21 protein-coding genes are annotated in these 20,587 nt (G+C 73.1%); 4 read left to right on the top strand and 17 right to left on the bottom strand.

The features are described 5' to 3' along the window. Window positions 1-82: 82 nt before the first annotated feature. The 13 genes from AC0B61_RS02500 to AC0B61_RS02440 all read right to left on the bottom strand — a co-directional run bounded on the left by AC0B61_RS02500 (window position 83) and on the right by AC0B61_RS02440 (window position 12,977). Window positions 83-1,591, bottom strand: coding sequence for a tryptophan halogenase family protein (locus AC0B61_RS02500; protein ID WP_471738732.1), 1,509 nt, complete (start codon window positions 1,589-1,591; stop codon window positions 83-85). 194 nt (window positions 1,592-1,785) lie between these two features. Then, complete coding sequence (locus tag AC0B61_RS02495) at window positions 1,786-4,329, bottom strand: FtsX-like permease family protein (protein ID WP_471738731.1); 2,544 nt, start codon at window positions 4,327-4,329, stop codon at window positions 1,786-1,788. Then, a complete protein-coding gene (locus AC0B61_RS02490) occupies window positions 4,326-5,120 on the bottom strand; it encodes an ABC transporter ATP-binding protein (protein ID WP_471738730.1) in 795 nt (264 codons plus the stop codon). The genes AC0B61_RS02495 and AC0B61_RS02490 overlap by 4 nt, the downstream gene beginning before the upstream one ends. Next, on the bottom strand, window positions 5,092-5,877 hold the full coding sequence (locus AC0B61_RS02485; protein WP_471738729.1) for a sensor domain-containing protein: 786 nt from the start codon (window positions 5,875-5,877) through the stop codon (window positions 5,092-5,094). Before AC0B61_RS02485 ends, AC0B61_RS02490 begins: the two co-directional genes overlap by 29 nt. After that, entirely contained in the window at window positions 5,874-6,107 is a 234-nt protein-coding gene (locus AC0B61_RS02480; protein WP_471738728.1) for a hypothetical protein, read from the bottom strand. The genes AC0B61_RS02485 and AC0B61_RS02480 overlap by 4 nt, the downstream gene beginning before the upstream one ends. A gap of 23 nt (window positions 6,108-6,130) precedes the next feature. Then, window positions 6,131-6,475, bottom strand: a complete 345-nt coding sequence (locus tag AC0B61_RS02475) for an ArsR/SmtB family transcription factor (RefSeq protein WP_471738727.1) — start codon at window positions 6,473-6,475, stop codon at window positions 6,131-6,133. A 211-nt stretch (window positions 6,476-6,686) separates the two neighbouring features. Next, window positions 6,687-8,099, bottom strand: coding sequence for a cation:proton antiporter (locus tag AC0B61_RS02470; protein ID WP_471738726.1), 1,413 nt, complete (start codon window positions 8,097-8,099; stop codon window positions 6,687-6,689). Window positions 8,100-8,219: 120 nt separating this feature from the next. Then, window positions 8,220-8,960, bottom strand: coding sequence for a thioesterase II family protein (locus AC0B61_RS02465; protein ID WP_471738725.1), 741 nt, complete (start codon window positions 8,958-8,960; stop codon window positions 8,220-8,222). A 366-nt stretch (window positions 8,961-9,326) separates the two neighbouring features. Next, entirely contained in the window at window positions 9,327-10,067 is a 741-nt protein-coding gene (locus AC0B61_RS02460) for a GAF and ANTAR domain-containing protein (RefSeq protein ID WP_471738724.1), read from the bottom strand. Window positions 10,068-10,104: 37 nt separating this feature from the next. After that, window positions 10,105-10,836, bottom strand: a complete 732-nt coding sequence (locus AC0B61_RS02455) for a GAF and ANTAR domain-containing protein (RefSeq protein ID WP_471738723.1) — start codon at window positions 10,834-10,836, stop codon at window positions 10,105-10,107. Window positions 10,837-11,010: 174 nt separating this feature from the next. Further along, window positions 11,011-11,991 (bottom strand): anti-sigma factor RsbA family regulatory protein, encoded by a 981-nt coding sequence (locus AC0B61_RS02450; RefSeq protein WP_471738722.1) that lies wholly within the window; start codon window positions 11,989-11,991, stop codon window positions 11,011-11,013. Between the two features lies 1 nt (window position 11,992). Further along, window positions 11,993-12,742: an STAS domain-containing protein gene (locus AC0B61_RS02445; protein WP_471738721.1), complete on the bottom strand. Its 750-nt coding sequence runs from the start codon at window positions 12,740-12,742 to the stop codon at window positions 11,993-11,995. 109 nt (window positions 12,743-12,851) lie between these two features. Next, on the bottom strand, window positions 12,852-12,977 hold the full coding sequence (locus AC0B61_RS02440) for a hypothetical protein (protein ID WP_471738720.1): 126 nt from the start codon (window positions 12,975-12,977) through the stop codon (window positions 12,852-12,854). Between the two features lie 301 nt (window positions 12,978-13,278). On the opposite strand from AC0B61_RS02440, the gene AC0B61_RS02435 reads away from it, so the two are divergent. From AC0B61_RS02435 to AC0B61_RS02420, 4 genes are all read left to right on the top strand, one after another. Next, entirely contained in the window at window positions 13,279-14,373 is a 1,095-nt protein-coding gene (locus tag AC0B61_RS02435) for a carboxylate-amine ligase (protein ID WP_471738719.1), read from the top strand. Between the two features lie 184 nt (window positions 14,374-14,557). Next, the gene (locus tag AC0B61_RS02430; protein WP_471738718.1) at window positions 14,558-14,773 is read left to right on the top strand and encodes a type II toxin-antitoxin system VapB family antitoxin; all 216 of its coding nucleotides are present in this window, start codon (window positions 14,558-14,560) and stop codon (window positions 14,771-14,773) included. Next, a complete protein-coding gene (locus tag AC0B61_RS02425; RefSeq protein WP_471738717.1) occupies window positions 14,770-15,192 on the top strand; it encodes a PIN domain-containing protein in 423 nt (140 codons plus the stop codon). The genes AC0B61_RS02430 and AC0B61_RS02425 overlap by 4 nt, the downstream gene beginning before the upstream one ends. A 298-nt stretch (window positions 15,193-15,490) precedes the next feature. Continuing rightward, window positions 15,491-16,024, top strand: a complete 534-nt coding sequence (locus AC0B61_RS02420) for an EF-hand domain-containing protein (protein WP_471738716.1) — start codon at window positions 15,491-15,493, stop codon at window positions 16,022-16,024. Between the two features lie 58 nt (window positions 16,025-16,082). Here the strand turns inward: AC0B61_RS02420 and AC0B61_RS02415 are convergent, their stop codons facing one another. The 4 genes from AC0B61_RS02415 to AC0B61_RS02400 all read right to left on the bottom strand — a co-directional run bounded on the left by AC0B61_RS02415 (window position 16,083) and on the right by AC0B61_RS02400 (window position 20,363). Beyond that, a complete protein-coding gene (locus tag AC0B61_RS02415; RefSeq protein ID WP_471738844.1) occupies window positions 16,083-16,988 on the bottom strand; it encodes a class I SAM-dependent methyltransferase in 906 nt (301 codons plus the stop codon). A 98-nt stretch (window positions 16,989-17,086) separates the two neighbouring features. Next, window positions 17,087-18,193: an alcohol dehydrogenase catalytic domain-containing protein gene (locus AC0B61_RS02410; protein ID WP_471738715.1), complete on the bottom strand. Its 1,107-nt coding sequence runs from the start codon at window positions 18,191-18,193 to the stop codon at window positions 17,087-17,089. A 2-nt stretch (window positions 18,194-18,195) separates the two neighbouring features. Beyond that, the gene (locus tag AC0B61_RS02405) at window positions 18,196-19,599 is read right to left on the bottom strand and encodes an aldehyde dehydrogenase family protein (RefSeq protein WP_471738714.1); all 1,404 of its coding nucleotides are present in this window, start codon (window positions 19,597-19,599) and stop codon (window positions 18,196-18,198) included. Window positions 19,600-19,607: 8 nt separating this feature from the next. Then, on the bottom strand, window positions 19,608-20,363 hold the full coding sequence (locus AC0B61_RS02400; RefSeq protein ID WP_471738843.1) for a (5-formylfuran-3-yl)methyl phosphate synthase: 756 nt from the start codon (window positions 20,361-20,363) through the stop codon (window positions 19,608-19,610). Between the last annotated feature and the right edge of the window lie 224 nt (window positions 20,364-20,587).

Genomic DNA, 20,587 nt, shown 5'->3' with positions numbered 1-20,587 from the left:
GCTCCCTGGGGCGGCGGACGTGGGCCCCGCCGCGGCCGTGGCGGCCGAAGCGGGGCCTGCGGGCTCAGCGGGGCCTCTGGGCTCAGCGGCGCATGTGCGTGAAGTACTCGTGCTGCGTGGGGAGTTGGTTGATCAGAGCGGCGGCCTGGTCGTGCACCGCCTGGAACTCCTTGCGCGCCGCGCTGTCGTCGGTGAGCGCGAGCGCCGGGGACGGCTTGAGCTCGATGCCGCCCATCCCGAGCAGGATGCACATGTAGGAGTACGGCGGCAGCCCGTGGTAGTAGGGGAAGACCGACTCGCTGTCCGGCACCTGGTACTTCCAGTGCTCGATCCGCTCGGCCAGCCCGTCGGGCAGCTTGCGGGTCTTGGCGTCCTTCCAGTACTGCGTGTCGTTGCGCGCGGCGGCCGCGTAGTGCAGGGCCAGGAACTCGCGGATGCCGTCCTGCACATGGGCGACGGCGCTGTTGTAGCTGTTGCGGTGCACCGGGTTCCAGTCCGGCCCGGGGAAGTTCTTGACCAGCTGCTCGGCCGCGTGGTGGATGAAGAAGATGCCGGTGGACTCCAGCGGCTCGACGAAGCCGCTGGTCAGACCGATGCCCACACAGTTGTTGACCCAGGAGCGGTTGCTGCGGCCGATGCGCATCTTGATGTGGTTGGCCTCGACGTCGGCCGCGCTCGGGCCCACGAACTCGCGCAGGGTGCGCTCGGCCTGCTCGGCGGACAGGTAGTCGCTGGCGTACACGTAGCCGGTGCCGATGCGGCCGTAGAGCGGGATGGTCCAGATCCAGCCGGCGTCCTGCGCGGTGGCGGTGGTGCAGGGACGGATGCCCCGCGCCTCCATGTCCTGCGGCACCTGGAGGGCGACCGCGCTGTCGTTGGGCAGGGTGTCCTGGAAGGAGATGAAGGGCTCCTGCAGGGCCTTGTTGAGCAGCACGCCGCGGAAGCCCGTGCAGTCGATGAACAGGTCGCCCGTGAGCTCGCCGTGCTCGGCGGTCACCACACTGCTGATCCAGCCGCGCTCGTCGAGCCTGACGTCCTTGACGTCGTCGACGATGTGCTTCGCGCCGCGCTCCACCGTGTAGGCGGTGAGGAACTTCGCCAGCAGCGCGGCCTCGAAGTGGTAGGCGTACGGGAACTGGGTCTTGCCCTGGTGCTCCGACATCGTGAGCCCCTGGGGCTCCTGGTCGCTCTCGTCGTACGGCTGCGACAGCATGGCACCGTCGAGGTGGCGGGGGCTGCGCTCGGCGTCGCAGATGTTGGCCATCACGAAGCAGTCCGAGTCGAACCGGTCGGTGCGGCCGTTCTTGAGCCACCAGTCGGTCAGCGGGAAGCCGTCGACCGACCGCATCTGCTCGAACGGGTGGTAGAAGTGGTGACCGGGCCTGCGCCAGTTCTCGAAGCGGACCGCGAGCTTGTACGTGGCGTTGCACGCCGGCATCCAGTCCGATTCCTTGAGTCCGAGGAACTCGAAGAAGTGCCGGATGTCGCTGAACGTGGCTTCACCGACGCCGATGGTGCTGACCTTGCCGGACTCGACGAGGGTGATGTCGATCCGGTCGCCGAAGGCTGCCTTGAGGTACGACGCGGTCATCCAACCGGCTGTTCCGCCCCCCACGATCACGACTCTGTTCAGCATCGAAAAACTCCAATTCTGCGATGAGATGGTTTCCGATGGGCTGCAACGCCATAAGAGCGAGCCTAGGTTGGCATGGCTTCGTCCACCACGTTGTTAAGTGGTGGACGAAATGCCCAGGCGAACAGGGGCGATGTGGAGGGCGGTTCAGCTCAGTCGCGGCTGCCGATGGCCGCGGAGGGCCGGGCCCGGAGTGCCACCCGGGCGGTCAGCAGCGTCGTACCGACCGTCAGGACGAGCGCGGCCGCGAGGACGGCGAGCAGGATCGCCGGCGGACCGGCGGGCAGCGCCCGGCCCAGCACGGACTTGCTCAGCGGCACCAGGGTCGCGGCCGCGACCAGCATGCCGAGCGCGAGACCGGCCAGCGCCGTCAGCAGCGCCTCCACCGTCATCATCCGCAGCACCTGGCCCTTGGTCGCGCCGATGAGGCGCTGCAGGGAGAACTCCCGCCGCCGCTCGCCGGTCGCCATCACCAGGGAGTTCACCAGGGCGATGACCGCGTACCCGACGACCATGGCGACCAGGAGGTACGCCACCCAGGTCTGGGTGTCGTTCTGCTCGGCCGCGGCGGTGACCAGGACCGAACGGTCGGCCGCGCGCAGCCCCGGCTGCGGTGCTCCGGGGCCGGTGAGTTCGGCGGCGAGTCGCGCCGTGCCGGTGCCGGGGTCCGCCGCGACCAGGACCTGCGGCACCATGCCGTTGGTGGTGTGCGCGGCCACGACGGACGCGGGCATCAGCGCCGCACCGTACCCGCGCTGGTCCCCGACCGTCGCCACCAGGCGGGGCTGGACCTTCGTGCCGTCGCCCATGCGCATCGGGATCTGCTCACCGATCCGGTGCCCCGAGGCGGCGGACTCCGGCAGGGCCACGGTGTCCTCGCCCAGATCGGCGAGGCTGCCGCTCAGCACGCGGATCGCCGTCGTGCGCTCGATGCCCTTCGGCGTCACCCCGGTGATGTGCACCGGCGTGCCCTTCGGCTTCTGGCCCTTGCCGGTGTAGGCGTCCAGCTCGGCCTTGGACGGCTCCAGGAAGCCGGAGCTCGGCACGTAGGCGGAGGCGGCCGCCACCCCGGGCTGCCGGGCGATGCTGTCCGCCACGGACGCGGGCACCCCGCCGGTCGCCGAGGTGAGCACCAGGTCGGCCCGCAGGTTGTCCTCGAACGCCTGCTGGGCGCCCCGGTTCTGCGTGGTCTGCAGGTAGATCAGGGCGGTGGCCATGCCGGTGGCGAGCATGACCGGCATGACCGCTCCGGCCAGCCGGGTCGCCCGGGCCTTGGCGTTGAGCAGGGCCAGCTGCCCGGAGAAGCCGGTGAACGCGCGCAGCGGCCAGTGCAGCAGGGCCGTCATCAGCCTGGTCAGGGTGGGGCCCAGCAGACCGAAGCCGGCGGCCCACAGCATCGCGCCCGGCGTGGCCGTGCCGCCCGCCTTCGCGCCGTCGATGTTCATCGTGACGAACGAGAGGGTGGCGGCTCCCGCCAGGCAGAGGACGGCGAAGAGCACCCGGATCCAGTTGAGCCGGCGACGCTGCAGGGTCGCCTCGGCCAGCGCCTCGGTCGGTCGGGTGCGGGCGGCGGCGCGGGCCGCGATCCAGGCCGCCCCGAGCGCCGTCAGCATGGCCGCCCCGGCGCCCGCGAACAGCGGGACCGGACCGGACCGGTGGATCAGTTCGCCGGGCACCACGCCGGCGTCGACGAACCGGCCCAGCAGCCACGTCCCCAGGCGCGGGCCGGGCACGCAGGCCAGGGCGGTGGCGAAGACGGCGACGACGAACGTCTCGGCCAGCACCATGCGCCGGACCTGCCCGGGAGTCGAGCCGATCGCGCGGAGCAGCGCCATCTGCCGCTGCCGCTGCTGCAGCGACAGGCCGAGCGTACTGGCCACCACGAACACCGTGACCATCGCGGCCAGACCGCCGAACACGGCGGACATGGACACCAGGTTCTTGCTGTCGGTCACGACGCGGGGGAACTCGGCCCGGCCCCGTTCGTCGCCGGTCAGCAGCGAGACCGGGGCGCCGGCGAAGGCGCTTTCGAGCGCGGCCTGTACCCGGCCGGTGTCGGCGCCGGGATCCACCAGGACGCCGACGGAGTCGATCTTGCCCCGCTGGGGGGCGTGCAGCGCGGCGTCGGCGTCCGACAGGAACAGCGTCTCGGCCGCGCCGGGCCCGTTCACCAGCCCGGTCACCTGGTACGCGGCCATGGTGCCGTGCAGGCCGAGCGTGACCTGGTCACCGGGCTTCGCGCCGGCCCGCTCGGCGAGCCGGGTGTCGAGCGCGACCTGGTTGGTGCCGCTCGGGGCGCTGCCCTGGACCAGCCGGTACGGTCCGAGCCGGGTGGAGTCCCAGCCGTGGCCGGTGGCGGTGACCCCGCCCTTGCCGCCGGCCGGGACGACGACGGTGGGAACGGAGACGTCCGGCACGGCCGCCTGGACGCCCGGCACGGCCGCGGCCTTGGACACCGCGGAGTCGTCGAGCCGGACCCGCTCCCGGAACACCTTGTTCGCCCCGGGGTAGCTCTGGTCCCCGGTGACGACGATCGTGGCGGCCTGGAGCCGTTGCGGCTCGGCCAGCCCGCGCACCCCGGTCTCCAACAGCCCGCCGCAGGCGATCACGATGGCGGAGCCGAGGAACAGTGCGATGAACGAGGCGATGAAGCCGCCCTTGTGGAACTTCAGCGAGCGCAGTGCGAGACCGATCACTGGGCTGCTCCGTACTGCCCGTCGTGCACCGGTTCCTCGGCCCAGGCACCGAGATGGGTCATCCGCTCGGCGACCAGGTCGGCGGTCGGGCGTTCCAGGGAGTCGACGATCCGGCCGTCGGCCAGGAAGAGGGTGCGGTCCGCGTGGGCGGCGGCCACCGGATCGTGCGTGACCATCACGATGGTCTGCCCGGCCCACTGGACGGCCTCGCGCAGCAGGCCGAGGACCTCGCGGGCGGTGCGGGTGTCCAGGGCCCCGGTCGGCTCGTCGCCGAAGACCACGGCGGGCCGGGTGACGAGCGCGCGGGCGATGGCCACGCGCTGCTGCTGGCCGCCGGACAGTTCGCCGGGGCGGTGCTTCTGACGTGACGTCAGGCCGACGCGTTCGATGACCTCGTCGACCTCACTGGCGTTGGGGCGGCGTCCGGCCAGGCGTAATGGCAGGGTGATGTTGTCCCGCACGCTCAGCGCGGGCATCAGGTTGAAGGCCTGGAAGACGAAGCCGACGCGCTCGCGGCGCAGTTTGGCCAGCTCCTTCTCCTTGAGCCTGGACAGCTCCACGCCGTCGAGCTGCACGGAGCCGGACGTCGGCCGGTCCAGCCCCGCGGCGCAGTGCAGGAAGGTGCTCTTGCCCGATCCGGACGGGCCCATCACCGCGGTGAAGGTCCCCCTCCGCAGGCTGATGGTGACGTCGTCGAGGGCGGTCACCTTGTTCTTGCCGCCACCGTAGACCTTGTGCACAGCGTCCAGGTGGATGACCGCGTCAGTCGGCCCGGCCGGTGTTCGGGGCATGGGTTTCCTTGATCTCTGTCGGTTCTGCGGATGGGCTGGAGCGACGGACGCCCGGCAGGTCGGCGAGCGGACCCGGGCGGTGGAGTACGGCCTTGGCCTCGGCGAGCGGGTCCGGCGGCGGGCACAGCACCGCCTGGGCCACGGACAGGTGCAGCCGGGCGGCGGCCAGGAGGAGCCGGGCGGCGAAGGGGAGCAGGAGCAGGCCGGCGAGCGCGAGAGCCAGCGCCCCGGGCAGCGAGTGGATCCACCCGAGCAGGCCGTCCCCGTCGGCGACACCGCCGGAGACGTCCATGGCCGGGTACCAGAGGGGCAGCGTGAGACAGCCGAGGCACAGCAGCCAGACGACCAGTGCGGAGAGGTCAAGGACCAGCAGCGGGGGGAACAGCAGGATGAGGTAGGCGCAGTCGCGGGCGATCGCGGGATCGGCGCAGCGGATCCTGATGTGGGCCGGCAGACCGGGCTCGGTGACCTCCTGGTACCGGTACGGGATCGGCCGGTCGACGAGTGCGGCGCGGCCCCGCTCCACCTGCGCGCAGCCTCTGATGACCCACGCCGAGCCGATGATCAGCGGTACGGTCACCGTGAGTTGACTCAGGACCACGCCGCCCAGGAAGGCGGCCGTCGCGACGGCGAACAGGGCGCCCCCGACCAGGGGGTAGCTGGCGAGGTAGCCGGCGGCGAGCCAGGGGGCGCCGGATAACGGAAGTCTGATCAGGGAGGCCGGTGGGCGCAGGCGCCCGGGGGTCGGCCGGCTCACTCGATCCTCCGCAACATGTCGTCGATCGAGCTCACCTTGGCCTTCAGCTCGGCCAGTTCGGCCTGCAGGGCCTCCTGCCGGGCGACGGCTTCCTCGGCGAGCTTGCGGTACGAGGCCATGGCCACGGCGTCGGCGCGGTGGCGCTGCAGTCTGAAGTTCGAGACCACCGCCGCCGTGATACCTCCGACGATGATCAAGACGATGGCGATGGCGACAACGGCACCGGTCATTTTCGAGGCCCCCTCATGACGTTCTAACCTTCATCATCGGCAGGCCCGTCGGCCGCACCTGCCTGCTGCTCGTCGGCGTGCAGGGCGTCCAGGATCGTCTGCACGTTGAGGTGCAGATCGAACGGGACCAACTCGAAGTACTTCAGGGCCTTGCCGTCATCGGAGAGCTCCAGACGGCCGACGACCAGGCCGGCCTTCTCCAGGCGCTCCAGATGCATGTAGAGCAGGGGGCGGGACATGCCCAGCTGCCGGGCGAGTTCACTGACGTACATACGCCCGTTGGCGAGGCCTGCGATGGCCCGGAGGCGCTGGGTGTGGCCGACGGCTGAGAGGAGGGCCAGAAGTTCCTCGCTGGTCAACGTCTCCACCTCCCCCGCGTGCCGAACCGTATGTGTCAGTCAAATCTTACACGTGCCAGAAGGGCAGTCAAACAGGGCCGGCTGTGCCGACGGCACGCCCCGGCACGGTGTGGGCGGTAGCGGACGACGCCGCCGGGCCACCGCGGCGTTTCGCAGTGGCCCGACGGCGTCGTCGGTGTGCGGCACGGCCCGGCCAGGGACCGCCGTTGCGCAGAAGTAACTACCGGGACAGCGAGGAACGCTCCGGCTCCTCCCGCGCGGACACACCGCCGCGCTCGGGCACCGGCGGTGGGGGCGCGGGCGCGGGCTCGACGGCCGCCGGCCCGAGCAGCCGCAGCAGCGGCCGCGTCGCGACCGTCGTGACCAGCGCGACGACGGTGAGGATGCTGAGCAGCCGCTGGTCGATGATGCCCGCCTGGTAGCCGATCTGCAGGATGACCAGCTCGGTCAGGCCACGGGCGTTGAGCAGCACGCCGACCATGAGGGCCGGCCGCGGGCGCATGCCGGTGAGGACGGCGCTCAGCGCGGGCCCGAACACCTTGGTGGCGACGGCCAGGAAGATCAGGGCGGCGAGGGCCAGCGTGGAGGAACGGTCGAAACGCAACGACCCGAGATCGATGTTGAGCCCGAACCCGAAGAAGAAGAACGGCAGCAGCACGGTCATCGACGTGGCCGACAGCCGGTTCGCCACTCGGGCCGCGCGGGCGTTGCCCGTCGGCCAGGCCAGCCCGGCCAGCAGGGCTCCGATCAGCTGGTGGACGCCGACCAGCGAGGTGAGAGTGGCCGTCGCGGCCACCCCGACCGCCAGCAGGACCAGGACCGTCGCGTCGCTCCCGGTGCCCTCGTCGGACCCGGGCCTGGACCGCGCCCACGCGGCCAGTGCCCTGCGCAGCGGACCGAGGAAGACCACCGCGAGCGCGGCGGCGAACAGGCCGTTCCACAGCACGTTCGCCGGGCTGCTCCCGTGGACGACCGCCAGGATCGCGGTGAGCACCAGCCACACCACGCCGTCCCCGAGCGCGGAGGCGATCAGGCTCAACTGCCCCTGACGGGTGTGCGTGAGCCGCAGGTCGGCGAGGATGCGGGCCAGCACGGGAAGCGCGGTGACGCTCAGCGTGCACCCCACGAACAGCACGAACGCCGTCGGGGTGCCCGCCGTCCCCGCGAAGTGGTCGACGAGGGGCAGCGCTGCCACGGAGCCGGCCGCGAACGGAATGAGCAGTGAGGCCTGGCTCACCAGCAGCACCTGCGATCCGATCCGCCGCAGGGGCATCCCGGTCAGCTCCCGGCCCACCCCGAACATGAAGAACACCAGCCCGACTTGGGCCAGCCCGTCCAGCATCGGCAGCGTGTTCGCCGGGAACAGCCAGTCCTTCACCCCCGGCGCGAACCGCCCCAGCACCGTCGGCCCCATGGCGAGCCCCGCGCAGATCTCGCCGACCACCTTCGGCTGCCCCAGCCGGTCGGCGAGCGATCCGCCGAGGAAGGCGGCGAGCAGGATGGCCGACACCGCGAGGAAGAAGTGGCCGCCACCGTCGAGCCGCGCCGCTTCGTGCACCGCCGCCAGACCCGGCGACCTATCGGTGGCGACCGCCACCGCGGCCCACGCGATCACCGCCAGTGGCAGCACCACCATCGCGACCGTGACAACGCTCCGCCGACTCCTGACCCGCACGTACGTCCCCCAGTGATCGAACGTCTAAGGAACGGGGCCGGCCGGAACACCGGCGCCCGTCATCGGAGTGCCGTGCGCCTACCGGCTTCCCGGCCCACCCGGATCGGTGCACACCTCGCGCACCAGCTCGTACGGCGGCGAGTCCGCCAGGTAGAAGTGCCCGCCGGGCACCATCCGCTGCCGGAACGCCCCCTCGGTCACCTCCGCCCACTGCGCCGCCTGCTCCGCCGTCACCCGGGGGTCGCTCGTCCCCGCCACCGCCGTGACGGGACAGCCGAGGAGCGCGCCCGCACGGTGCTCGTAGTCGCCCAGCATCCGGAAGTCGGCCTGGATGTACGGCAGGATCAGCTCGCGGAACATCGGGTGGTCCAGCAGCTCGGTGTCCGTACGGCCCAGCTCCATGAGCGTCGCGATGACGCTCTCCTCGTCCATCCCGGCCGCCCGGGCGTCCCGCCGCACCAGCTGGCCCGCGCGGGCCCCCGACACGAACAGGTGCGACAGCCGGGCCCCTTCGGCCTCCAGCGCCCTGGCCGTCTCGTACGCCACCACCGCGCCCATGCTGTGTCCGAACAGCACGGTCGGCCGGTCCGTCAGCGGCTTGACGGCTGCCGCGATGTCACCCGCCATCGCCACCAGGTCGGTGGCCGTCGGCTCCCCGAACCGGTCCGCCCGGCCCGGGTAGCAGACCAGGTGCACCTCGAACTCCGGCAGCCCCTTGTGCCAGTCACGGAAGAAGTGCGACGACCCGCCGGCATGCGGAAAGCAGACCAGTCGCATCGCGGCGAACGGCCGCGGCTCGCGGCATTCCGTCCAGGACATCTCCGAGGCCTCCTGCTCGCCGCCCGCCGACCACGTCCGGATGCTCCGGCGGATCCGGCCCCATTGCATCAGGCGGTCACTGACAACCGGCTGACAGCGGGCTCCGCCGACCGGGAATCCCGGCCATCGCCGCAGGCTCGCGGTGGATCGTCTCGTCGTAGCCGGGGGTGACGGCGAGTTGCTGGTCGGGAGCTGGGTGTTCGGGCCGGGTTGTGGGCGGTGAGTTCGCGTTCGGGGGCGCGGATGGGGGAAAGACTCGGGGTGGCGGGAGGTTCCGAGTGCTGTGCCGGAGGACCGATGCGCTGGGACGGATGGGTCGAGAACTCGCTGCTCGCGCTGCCTCGCCGTTCGGCGCCGCCTGGGCGGTCAGGCGGGGGAGCCGGCCGAGGAGAGGACGTGGTGCGCGGTGATCTCGCGGCTGACGAGTTTCTCCGCGAGGAGGCTGAGGCTGCCGTCGCCGTTGTTCCGGGCGTGGCTGCGCAGCAGCAGGTCGGCCTGGTCCATGGTCAGGTCGCCGCTCTCGGCGAGGATGCCCTTGGCCCGTTCGATCAGGGAGCGGCTCATCAGAGTGTGGGCGACTGCTTCCCTGGCCCGCGACGGCGCGTTCTTGGTGCCGTGCTGGACGAGGGCGATGACGGCGAGGTCGGCGAGGGTCTGCGCCCGGAGCAGGTCGGCCTCCGGGGCCTCGCCGACCTCGGAGTCGAACAGGTTGAGCGCACCCACCACGGTGCTGCCGACGTGCAGCGGAAGTGCCCGGACGGAGGCGTAGCCCGCCTGCCGGGCGGCCGGGGCGAAGCGCGGCCACCGGTCGGCCGCGGCGTCGAGGCCGACACCGGCGATGGGCCGCCCGGTGCGGACGCAGTCCACGCAGGGGCCCTCGCCCAGGCTCGTCTGGAAGGACTCCAGCCGGCGGACGGCATCGCCGGAGTAGGCGACGTCGCGCAGCGAGCCGTCCGCGTCCACGACCACGATGCCCGCCCCGGCGGCCGAGCACAGGGTGACGCAGTACTCCGTCACCCTGGTCAGGACCTCGGCGAGGTCGAAGTCGGTGACCAGTGATTCGGTGAGGCCGGCGAACGCCTCGTTCTGCCGCCTCTCGGGTTCCATGGCCACCTCCGCTTTCCCTGCCAACGCTACGCCCCTTCTACGGCTGTCGGTCATTGTCCGTCCGGTCGTCGGTGAAGCGCAGACGGCGGGCGACGACCTCGCGCGCGAGGTCCCCGACGGACACGCCCTCCGCGAAGGCCTTCGCCCGCAGCCGGGCGAGGGCGGTGTCGGCCGAGGCGGCGAGCTGCACCATGACCATGCCGACGGCCTGGTCCACCTCCACGCCGTCCACCCCCGGCCGGTCGAGCCACGAGGGGAGCCCGGGAGCGTCCTCGAAGGCGGCGATCAGGGCGAGGGTGCTGGTGTCGACCGCGACCCGGACGGCGTCCAGGTCCTCCCGGCGGAACGGTGCGCCGTGGCGGCGGTGGAGACTGAGCACGCCGAACGGGCTGCCGTGGAGCCGCAGCGGGGAGGCGAGGATCGTGGCGATGCGCGGCGGGGTGCTCGACAGGGTGGAGGCGAGGACGGGCCAGCGGTCGCCGCCCGGCCCCGCGAGGTCGTAGGCCAGGACCGGCCGACCGGTGCGGAGCGCTTCGACGGACGGGCCCTCGCCCAGGGTGAACTGGAGCTCCTCCGCGGAGGCGGCCGCGCTGTCGCTGGCGAACAGGGCGTGCGGCGGGGTGTCGCGGTCGCCGGTCAGGGCGATGACGGCCCCGGCCACGGGCAGTGCCCGGACGCAGGCGGTGCACAGGCGCTCCGGAAGGGGCGTGCCGTTCTCGCGGGCGACGGCGTCCGCCAGGATCCGGCCCGCACGGGCCTGCTCACTCATGCCACCGCCCTGATCGCGTCTTCCGGCCCGGCCCCGGAACGACCCGGTCGCTGCCGTCCGGTACCGATGGTACGAGGATTCCCCGCCGTCGGCGCGCGGCGTCCGACCGGTCGCGCCGCCCCACCGGGCCCTCCCGGCAGGGCGCCCCGGAACGAGGGGCCGGCGGCCCGCCGGTCAGGAGTGCCCCGCACCGTCGACGGCCATGTGCAGGCGGACGGTGGTGCCGTCCTGCGGCGTGGAGACGATCTGGACGGTGTCGCACAGCTGCTGGATCAGCCAGAGCCCCCGGCCGCCCGGTCGGCCGTGCGACGGTCTGACCCGCCCTGCCAGCGGGTCGCGCAGGTAACCGGCGTCGTGGAAGTCGCAGACCAGGACGCCGTCCTCGGCCCAGGTCCGCACGGTGCCGCAGCCGCCGCCGTGCTGGAGGCTGTTGGCCGCGACCTCGCCGGCCGCGAGCGCCAGGTCCTCGATCCGGGCGGCGTCGAGGCCGTGCCGCCGCGCGCGGTCGGCGACCAGGGACCGCACCGTGTGCAGGCCGCCGACGCCGAATCGCAGGAGGTCGTGGGCGACCGGGGGGTTCGGCAGCGGGCTGGCCTCGTCGGGATCCTCGACGAAGGCGGCGTTGACGCCGTGGGTGCGGGCGGTGACCAGCAGGGGGTGACAGCGCCTGGCGGACGCCAGCGACTCCGGGTCGACCATGCTCGTGTCGTAGGGGCAGAGCAGCCACCAGGCGGGTGACGCGTGGGCGAAGGCGAGGTTCAGGAGACGTTCGTGGCGGCGCAGTTCGGTGCTCTGGGCGGCGGTGCGCCCGGTCCACCGGGACTCCCCGACGGCCCGGACCGGCTGCCCGCCGGACGCGGCGGCGGCGACCCGGTCCCGCCAGGTGGGGATGAGCCGGGCCGGGTTCCCGTCGAGTGCGGTGAGGTCGACGAACGACACGCTCCCGGCCGCGCAGGCTCCCGTCAGCTCGGCCCGCAGCAGCCCGCTCTTGCGCGCGTCCACCGCGACGATGACGGCCTGCCGATCGCTGAGCGCGTCCTCGACGAAGGACATCGTCCCTTCCATGAACTCGGCGTCCCCCGCGTACGGGTGCAGGCTGTGCCGGAACGCCCACGGGGGTGCCGCGGTGCCGGGGCCGGCCTCGCTGTCCGTCATGTCACCGACCCCGTTTCGCCGTGCCGGCCAGCGGTTCGGAGCCCGTGACGGCGGTGAGCCCGCCGACGATGTGCCGAGCCACCTGCGCCTCGCTCCGCCCGGTGCGCCGCGCCCGGTCCGACAGCATCGCCCCGGCCACGTCCGGGCCGACGCCCGAGGCCTCGGCGAGCATGCCCTTCGCCCGCTCGACCACGGTGCGCGCGGCCAGCCGCCGGATGACGGCCGTGCCGCTCTCCCCGAGGGGAACGGGCACCGCCGTGTCGGCGACGGCCTCGGCCGGCCGGCCGAGGCCGTCGCCGACACGTGCGCGGTGGGACCGCAGGAGCTGCGCGTGGCTGCTCGCCCGGGCCCGTCCGCGCCGGGGCCGAGCCGCCCGGACGGAGCGGGTGGGCCGGGCCGGGAGCAGGACGTCGAGGGTGGCGGTCAGGTCGAACAGGCGGAGCACCACCGGGCTGCAGCCGCTCAGGACCAGGCTGCGGCCGCTGGCGCCGGCCCGGCGGCGGAGTTCGAGCAGGACGTTGAGGCAAGCGCAGTCGCAGAAGGACACCCCGGACAGGTCGACGGCGAGGGAGCGCCGGGTCGCGCGCAGCCCCGACAGCAGCGCCCGGTACAGCTCCGGTGCGTTGTCGCAGTCGACGACGCCGTGGACCGCGACTCCGGTGGCGTCGGGGCCGAAGTACCGCTCGACGACGAGCTGCTGGGTGCCGGCGCCGAAGCGGGAGGACTCGCCGTCCCGAGCGTATGGCCTCATGGCTGCCCCCTTCAGCAGCTTTCAGCAGCGGGTACCCCTTCCAGCATGGTTCACCCGGTATGGCCGGTCAACGCCCGTTTCCCCGCGCAGCCCTGACGCGACCGGCCGCTCAGCCGGCCGGGCCGGTGCCGGTCGTCCCGGCGGTGGTCGCGGCGCCGGTGCCGGCGTTCTTGCCCAGACCGGGAGATACCGCGCCGGGGCCGCCGAGGCCCAGGGAGGCCTTCGCCGCCTTCATGTCCTCGTCTCCTTCCTTCGCCTACCCTTCGCCGTCCCCTCGCCGCGATCGGCGGGCGGGCTCCGGCGGCCGGTGACGCATCCCGGTGCCATGACAGGCGTGCACCCGGTGCCCGTCCTGCGGGTCGCGGGGCCGTGCTGCGCCTGCCCGACGCCCCGACCGGCGAAACGCCGGCCTCGGGCCGCAGGCCGTGGTCGGGCGTGGACCGCAGCGGCTGATCCCCGCCTCCGCATGCTCGCCCGGCCGTCGACGGAGCCCGTGGCGCACGGTTGCCACCGCGCTGTCCGGGTAGGCGCGGGCCGTGCTGACGATTGGTGTGGAGGAGGAGTACCTGCTGGTCGACCCCGCGGCCGGCGACCCGGTCGCCCGTGCGGCCGCCGTCCGGGAGGCGGCCGGCCTGCACCCGGTGCTCGACGAAGGTGAGGTCCAACAGGAGCTGCTCCAGGCGCAGTTGGAGGTCGCGACACCGGTCTGCCGGGAACTCGACGAGGTCGGCGGCCACCTGCTGCGGCTGCGGCTCGCCCTCGCCGAAGCGGCCGAGCAGTGCGGGTGCCTGCTGGCGGCGACCGGGACGGCGCCCTTCACCGACCGGCTGCCGGTGCCCGTCACCCCGTCGCCCCGCTACCGGCAGATGCGGCAGGACGCCCCGACCCTCACCGACGAACAACTGATCAACGGCATGCACGTCCACGTCGGCGTACCCGACCGGGAGGCCGGCGTCGTCGTGCTGAACCGGCTCCGGCCCTGGCTCCCGGTCCTGACCGCGCTCGCCGCGAACTCACCGCTGTGGCGGGGCGCCGACACCGGGTTCGCGAGCTGGCGGACGATCGTGTTCGGGCGGTGGCCGGTCACCGGGTGCCCGCCGCTCTTCACCGACGCCGAGGACTACGACCGCCGCATCCGCGCCCTCGTCGACTGCGGCCTCATCCGCGACACGGGCCAGCTCTACTGGCAGGCCCGGCTGTCCGAGCGGTACCCCACCGTCGAGGTACGGACGATGGACGTCCAGCTCAGGCCGGACGACGCGGTGGTCCTGGCCGGACTCGTCCGCTGCCTGGCCGCCCACGCCCTGCACCCCGGCACGGGCGGCGGGCTCGCCGACCGGCCGCCCGAGCTGCTGCAGAGCGCGCTCTGGCACGCCGCGCGGTACGGCAGCACCGCGGAGCTCTTCGACCCCCTCGCCGGACGGCTGCGCCCGGCCGAGGACGCCGTCGACGCGCTGCTCGGCCACGTGGACGCGCACGTCGACTCGTCCGGCGACCGCCGCCTGATCACCGCAGGCATCGAGCGCCTCTTCCGGTACGGCAACGGGGCGGTGCGCCAGCGCGGCGAACTGCGCCACGGCGGCCGCGCCGGGCTCATGCGGATGATCACCGAGGAGACCGCCGGCAGGTGACGCGCCCGGATCGGCGGGGCGCGGCGCCCGCCGGGGCCCCGCACACCCGCCGCCCGGTCACGGCCGCGACGAAGGGACTCCGACCATGCGGCTCAGAACCAGCGACCCCCACGGGCCGGGGTACCGGCCGATGTATCCAGCGTGATATCTTTGATGCAATGCCTGATATCAAGGGGTGGTCGGCGTGACGCGAACCGTGATCGACGTGGACGATGTCCTCCTCGCGGATGTGGCCCAGGCCCTGGGGACGGCCACGAAGAAGGAGACGGTCAACACGGCGCTGCGCGAGGTGCTGGAGACCCGCCGTCGGGCGCTCGCGCTCACCCGTCTGCGGGCCGCAGCGGCAGAGGGGGCGTTCGACCTCGAGGTACTTGAGGACAAGGCGAACTACCGCCGATGAACGCGGCCAGGTTCCTGATCGACACCAGCGCACTGGCACGTCTGATGCGCGCCGACGCCGAGGCATTCGGTTGGGATCAGGCCGCCGCAGCCGGACTGGTCGCGGTGTGCCCCATCACCGAGCTCGAGTACTTCTACAGCGCCCGCTCCGTCGCCGACCGGAAGCGCGGCGTGGAGGACATGCGCGCGCTGTTCGGGTGGGTTCCGGTCGATGACCGGGCCTACGATCGGGCCTGGCAGGTCCAGGGGCTGCTCACCGCACGCGGCACCCACCGCAGCGCCGGCCCGGTCGACCTCGTCATTGCGGCGACCGCCGAGCTCCAAGGGCTCACCCTGCTCCACCGCGACCGGGACTTCGACTGCGTCGCCGCCGTCACCGGCCAGGCCATGCAGTGGTACGGGCCGGAGGCCGGGAAGTAGCCCGGCGGCCGTCCTGCTTGCGGCCGGCCGGGCATCGTGTTGCCGTTCAGGTCGATCCGGCCGCCCGGCCGCACAGGATGGTGGTCCTCCCCGAACCCGGTGCCGGTCAACACGGCCCGTACACGTCGGCTGCACCCGGCACGCCATGGCCGTCCGGTGCGGGCCGATTGTCGGAGGACTCACTCCTTCCGGTAGCGGAGACCGCCCCACCGTCACGCCTGTCTCCCGGCACGGTTACGTAGGGGAACTCATCGAGCCAGGCCCGGGATCGACGGGCCGCAGCAGACAGGTGCCGCACATGCGAACCGAGGCCGCCAAGCGGATCGAACTGGTCTTCACCCTCTTCGACGCCAATGGCAACGGAGTCATCGACTCCGACGACTTCGACCTCATGACCGACCGGGTCCTGAAGGCGGCCGTCGCATCGGACGACGGTGCCAAGGCCGCCATGCGGGCCGCGTTCCGCCGCTACTGGACGACGCTGGCCGCCGAACTGGACGCCGACCGCGACGGGGTGATCACCGTCGAGGAGTTCCGTCCGTTCGTGCTCGACCCCGAGCGCTTCGGCCCCACCATCGCCCAGTTCGCCGAGGCGCTCTCCGCGCTCGGCGACACCGACGGGGACGGCCTGATCGAGCGCCCGCTCTTCATGTCGCTGATGACGGCGATCGGCTTCAAGCCGGCCAACATCGACGCGCTCTTCGACGCCTTCGGGCCGGACGCCGAGGACCGCATCACCGTGGCCACCTGGGCCGCCGGCATCGAGGACTACTACGCGCCGGAGATGGCCGGGATCCCGGGCGACCAGCTGGTGGCTGCCGGGGTGGCGTGACACGGCCCGTCAGGACCGTCCCTGCTCCTGGCACGGGAGCCAGGAGCAGGGGCGGGCGTCAGGGCCGGGGCTTGTGCGCGAACACCCACCGGTTGCCCTCCAGCGCGTCGTTGGGCTCGGGGAGGGGGCCGCGTCGGTGCCGGCGGGTGAACTCGAAGGGTGTGTGCACCGAGGTGGACCAGCCCTTGGCCGTCAGGTCGCCCGCGGAGTCGGGTCGTGGTCCCTTGTCGAAGAGGTGGAGCAGGTCGATGCCGATCTGCTCCCGCGTCGCCGTGTAGATCGGGCTGTCGCGGTACGCCAGCAGGTCGGTCTCCAGCTTGGCCTCGAAGGCGAGGGCGCTGCCTCCCGCGGTGAGCCGGTGCACCGTGTCGATGAGGCGGGTCTCGGCGGGGTTGGACAGGTAGAAGAGGAGTCCTTCGGCCAGCCAGACGCTCGGCGCGGCCGGGTCGAAGCCGGCGGCGGTCAGCGGGGTGACCCAGTCCGCGCGCAGGTCGACCGGTACGGGGACGCGCTTCACCTTCGGGGCGGCCGACAGGCCGGTGAGCACCCGCTGTTTGAAGTCCAGCACGCCCGCCCGGTCGATCTCGAAGACCACCAGGTCGGACGGCCAGTCCAGCCGGAAGGCGCGGGTGTCGAGACCCGCGCCCAGCAGGACGACTTGGCGGGCGTTCGTACCGGCCGCCCGGAGGAGGAAGTCGTCGAGGACCCTGGTCCGCAGGCCGAAGTAGCGGGCGAAGCGCCCCCACAGCGGGTTGTCGTCCCCGTCCGGGACCTGCTCGATGCGGACCGGCCACCTCGTGCAGGCCGGGGCGGCGCGGACGAAGTGTTCCGCGTAGGCGTCCTGGGCCAGGCTGTCGGGGCGGCGGGTCTCGATCGCCCGCGCCGCGGCGACCAGGAGGGCGGTCAGGCCGACCCCTCCGTCCACGCCTTCCACGTCTGTCTGCTGCTGCGCCGGGCCGGCCATGTCTCCTCCGTTGGCGGGGATGGGGGCGGGAGTGGGTGCGGGGAGTGCGGGGTGGGTGGGTGTCGGGTGGGACGGGTCGGCGGTGCCGCGTGCGTCGCTCATCGGCTTCCTCGCTCCGGGAGCAGGACGGGTTTCACCACGCGGCCCGCGTCGCAGTCGCGTTCGGCCTCGTTGACGTCGGCCAGCGGGTAGGTGCGGATCAGCTGGTCGAAGGGGAAGCGGCCGGCCTGCCACAGCGCGGTCAGCCGGGGTATCAGCAGCGCGGGTACGGCGTCGCCCTCGCAGATGTGGCGGATGCTGCGGCCGCGGTCGAGCGTGCCCGGTTCGAGCGGCAGCGCGGTGTGCAGACGTGCCACCAGGCCGAGGCTGCCGGTGGGGCGCAGGGCTTGGAGCGCGCTGTTGATGAGCGGGGCCGAGGCCGTGGTGTCCAGGGCGTACTGCGCGCCGCCGTCGGTCAGCCGTCGGATCCGTTCGGGCAGTGCGGCCGTTCCGGCGGGCAGGGGGATCGCGCCGAACCGTTCGGCCAGGGCGAGCCGCCCGGGATGCCGGTCGACGGCCACGGTCACTGCGCCGGCGGCGGTGGCCGCCAGCACCGCGGCCAGGCCCACGGCTCCGGCGCCGAGGACCGTCAGGGTGTCGCCGGGGCCCGCGCGGAAGGTGTTCAGCACGGCTCCGGCGCCGGTGAGGAAGCCGCAGCCGAGGGGCCCGAGCAGGTCGAGCGGCAGCGCGGGGTCGACCCGGACGGCGTTGCGGGCCGGGACGAGCGCGTACTCGGCGAACGAGGACTGGCCGAACCAGCGGGGTGCCAGGGCCTTCCCGGTCGTGTCGGTGAGCCGCGGTGGTTCCTCCCCGCGTCCTCCGAAGAGGTTGAGGGAGGCGAAGGAGTCGCAGTAGGCGGGCGCCGCGCCGAGGCAGTTCCGGCAGTGTCCGCAGGAGTCGAAGCTCAGCACGACGTGGTCGCCCACGGTGATCGCGCTGTCAGGGCCGCCTCCCGTCCGCACCACGACGCCGGCGCCCTCGTGGCCGAGGACGGCCGGCAGCGGGCTGCGGCCGGCGGATCGCCGGACCGCGAGATCGGTCCGGCACATCCCGGTGCCCGCGATCTCGACCAGGATCTCCCCGGCGGCGGGTTCCGTCCGCAGGGCCACCTCCTCGACCGTGAACGGGCCTTCGTACGAGCGCAGTACGGCCGCCTGGAACCTCATCGTCACGACTCCTGCGGGCGGTGGACGACGAACGGCCGGAGGTTGCCGTAGAGCCCCCACGGTCCGCCCGCGACGCCGACTCCGCTGTCCTTGACGCCCACGAAGGGCTGGGCGAGGGACAGTTCGGCGTGGTGGTTGATCCAGGCGGTGCCGCATTCGAGCCGGTCGGCCACCGCCTCGGCCCGGTCGAGGTCCGTGCCCCAGACGGAGCCGCCCAGCCCGAAGCCGGTGCCGTTGGCCGCGTCGACGGCCTCGTCCAGGCTCCGGTACGGCAGCACCGGCAGGACCGGCCCGAACTGCTCGCCGGTCACCACCGCGCTGTCGGGCGGGACGTCGGTGAGGATCGTGGGCGCGTAGAAGTACCCGGGCCCGTCCAGCCGGTGGCCGCCGGACGCCGCCCGGGCGCCGTCCGCCAGGGCCTGCTCGGTGACCTGTTCGACCCGGGCCAGCTGCGGGGCGTTGTTGACCGGCCCCAGCCAGGTGCCGGGGTCGAGGCCGGGACCGACGGCGACGGCCTTCGCGCGCTGGGCGAGGGCTTCGACGACGTCGGCGTGCAGCCGGGCCGGGACGTACACGCGTTTGACCGCCATGCAGACCTGCCCGCAGTTGCGGAACGCCGCCCAGAACAGCCGGTCCGCGATCCGGTCCACGTCGACGTCGTCCAGCAGGACGGCGGCGTCGTTGCCGCCCAGCTCCAGGGTGACCCGGGCGAGCGAGGCGGCCGCCGCCGCGGCGACGGCCCGCCCGGTGGGCACCGAACCGGTGAAGGTGACGTGGCGGATGCCCGGGTGGGACGCGAGGCGGCTCCCGAGCGGTTCACGGCCGGTGACCACGGTCAGGACGTCCTCGGGCAGGGCGGTCGCGAGGACGGAGCCGAGCAGCCGGGTGGCGAGCGGGGTGAACGGCGACGGTTTGAGGACCACGGTGTTGCCCGCCGCGAGCGCGGGCGCGAACTTCGCCGCCGCGAGCTGGAGGGGGAAGTTCCACGGCACGATCGCGGCGACCGGGCCGAGGGGGCGCCAGCGGATCTCGCTCCGCACGGGCCGGCCGTCGTCGATCCGGCGGGTCCGGGGGGCCAGGTCGGCGAAGTACCGCAGGCGGGCCGCCGTACGGGCGACCTCCGCGGCCGACTCGGCCAGGGGCTTGCCCTGCTCCCGGGTGAGCAGCCGGGCGAGGTCGCCGCCGGCCGTCTCCACGGCGTCGGCCGCGCCGCTCAACGCGGCCGCGCGGGCGGCGGGGTCGGCGCGCCAGCCGCGCCAGGTCCGCTCGGCGCGGGCGACCACGGCGTCCAACTCGTCCGGCTGCTGGTCGGGGGCCTCGTCGAAGGTCTCCCCGGTGGCCGGGTCGACGACGGGGAAACGTCCGGCCCGGCGTCCGCGGACGCGGCCGGCCTCAGGCGTCGGCATGCCGGCGGTCAGTTCACGGCGGGGACGCCGACGGCGTGCTCCCTGGCCTGCCGGTCCATCTCCGCCCGGAAGGCGGCCACCAGGTGCGGCCGGATCCGCCCGGCATTGCGGTCGCCGCCCTCGCAGACCGCTCCCCGCACGCCCACGATGTCCGTGCCCATGCGGGTCAGCGGGCCGAGGTCGGCCTGCCGGACACTGCCCGCGAGGGCAGCGAGCAGGCCGGAGGCGTGCGCCAGCCGGACGAACTCGGCACAGACCTCCGGCGGGACGTGGTCGAACAGCCGTGTGCCGTCCTTGATGGCGGTGTCGAGCATGGCCGCGTCGGCACCGGAGCGGGCGGCGATGTCGGGCAGGGCGAGCGGGTTGACACAGCCGATGCGGTGGGCGTCGGCGTAGCCGGAGGCGACGACGAGCGCGTCCGGACGGTGGTCCTTCACCGCCCGGACGACCGCGCGCATCACCTCGATGCCCTGGTCGGGCGTCGTACAGCCGTAGAGGCCGACCTTGATGTACGTGGCGCCGGAGACGACCGCGCCGAGCGCGGCCTGCGCCACCGTGCCGGGCTTGTACGGGACGTCGCCCACGGTGGCGGACACCGGCTTGTCCGCCGGTACCGTGTCGCGGATCTCCCGGATGACCCAGGGGAAGTTGGCGCCGAGCGAGCCCTCGTCGGGTTTCTTCACGTCGACGATGTCGAGGTGCTCCGCCGCCTTCGCACAGTCGAGGGCTTCCTCGACGCTGTCCGGGGAGATGAGAAGCAACACCATGAGCTCCTTCCGCCGCGTGTCCGCCTGGCCGAGGGACAGGGGTGCGGATCGCCTGGTTCATGTGCGGTGCGCTCATCATTTCCGCCGCCCGCGGACACCGGTAGGGCGCACAGAGTTCCCCCTGGGGCGCTCACGGCCACCTGAAGTGCGCCGTGCACAGCGGGGCGAACCTGCCCCCACGACGGGCGTTTCACGAGCGGGGTCCTCCCCGCCGCACTCCT

Source organism: Kitasatospora sp. NPDC023385, from assembly GCF_055664045.1.
This window is presented reverse-complemented; position numbering and strand designations above follow the sequence as displayed.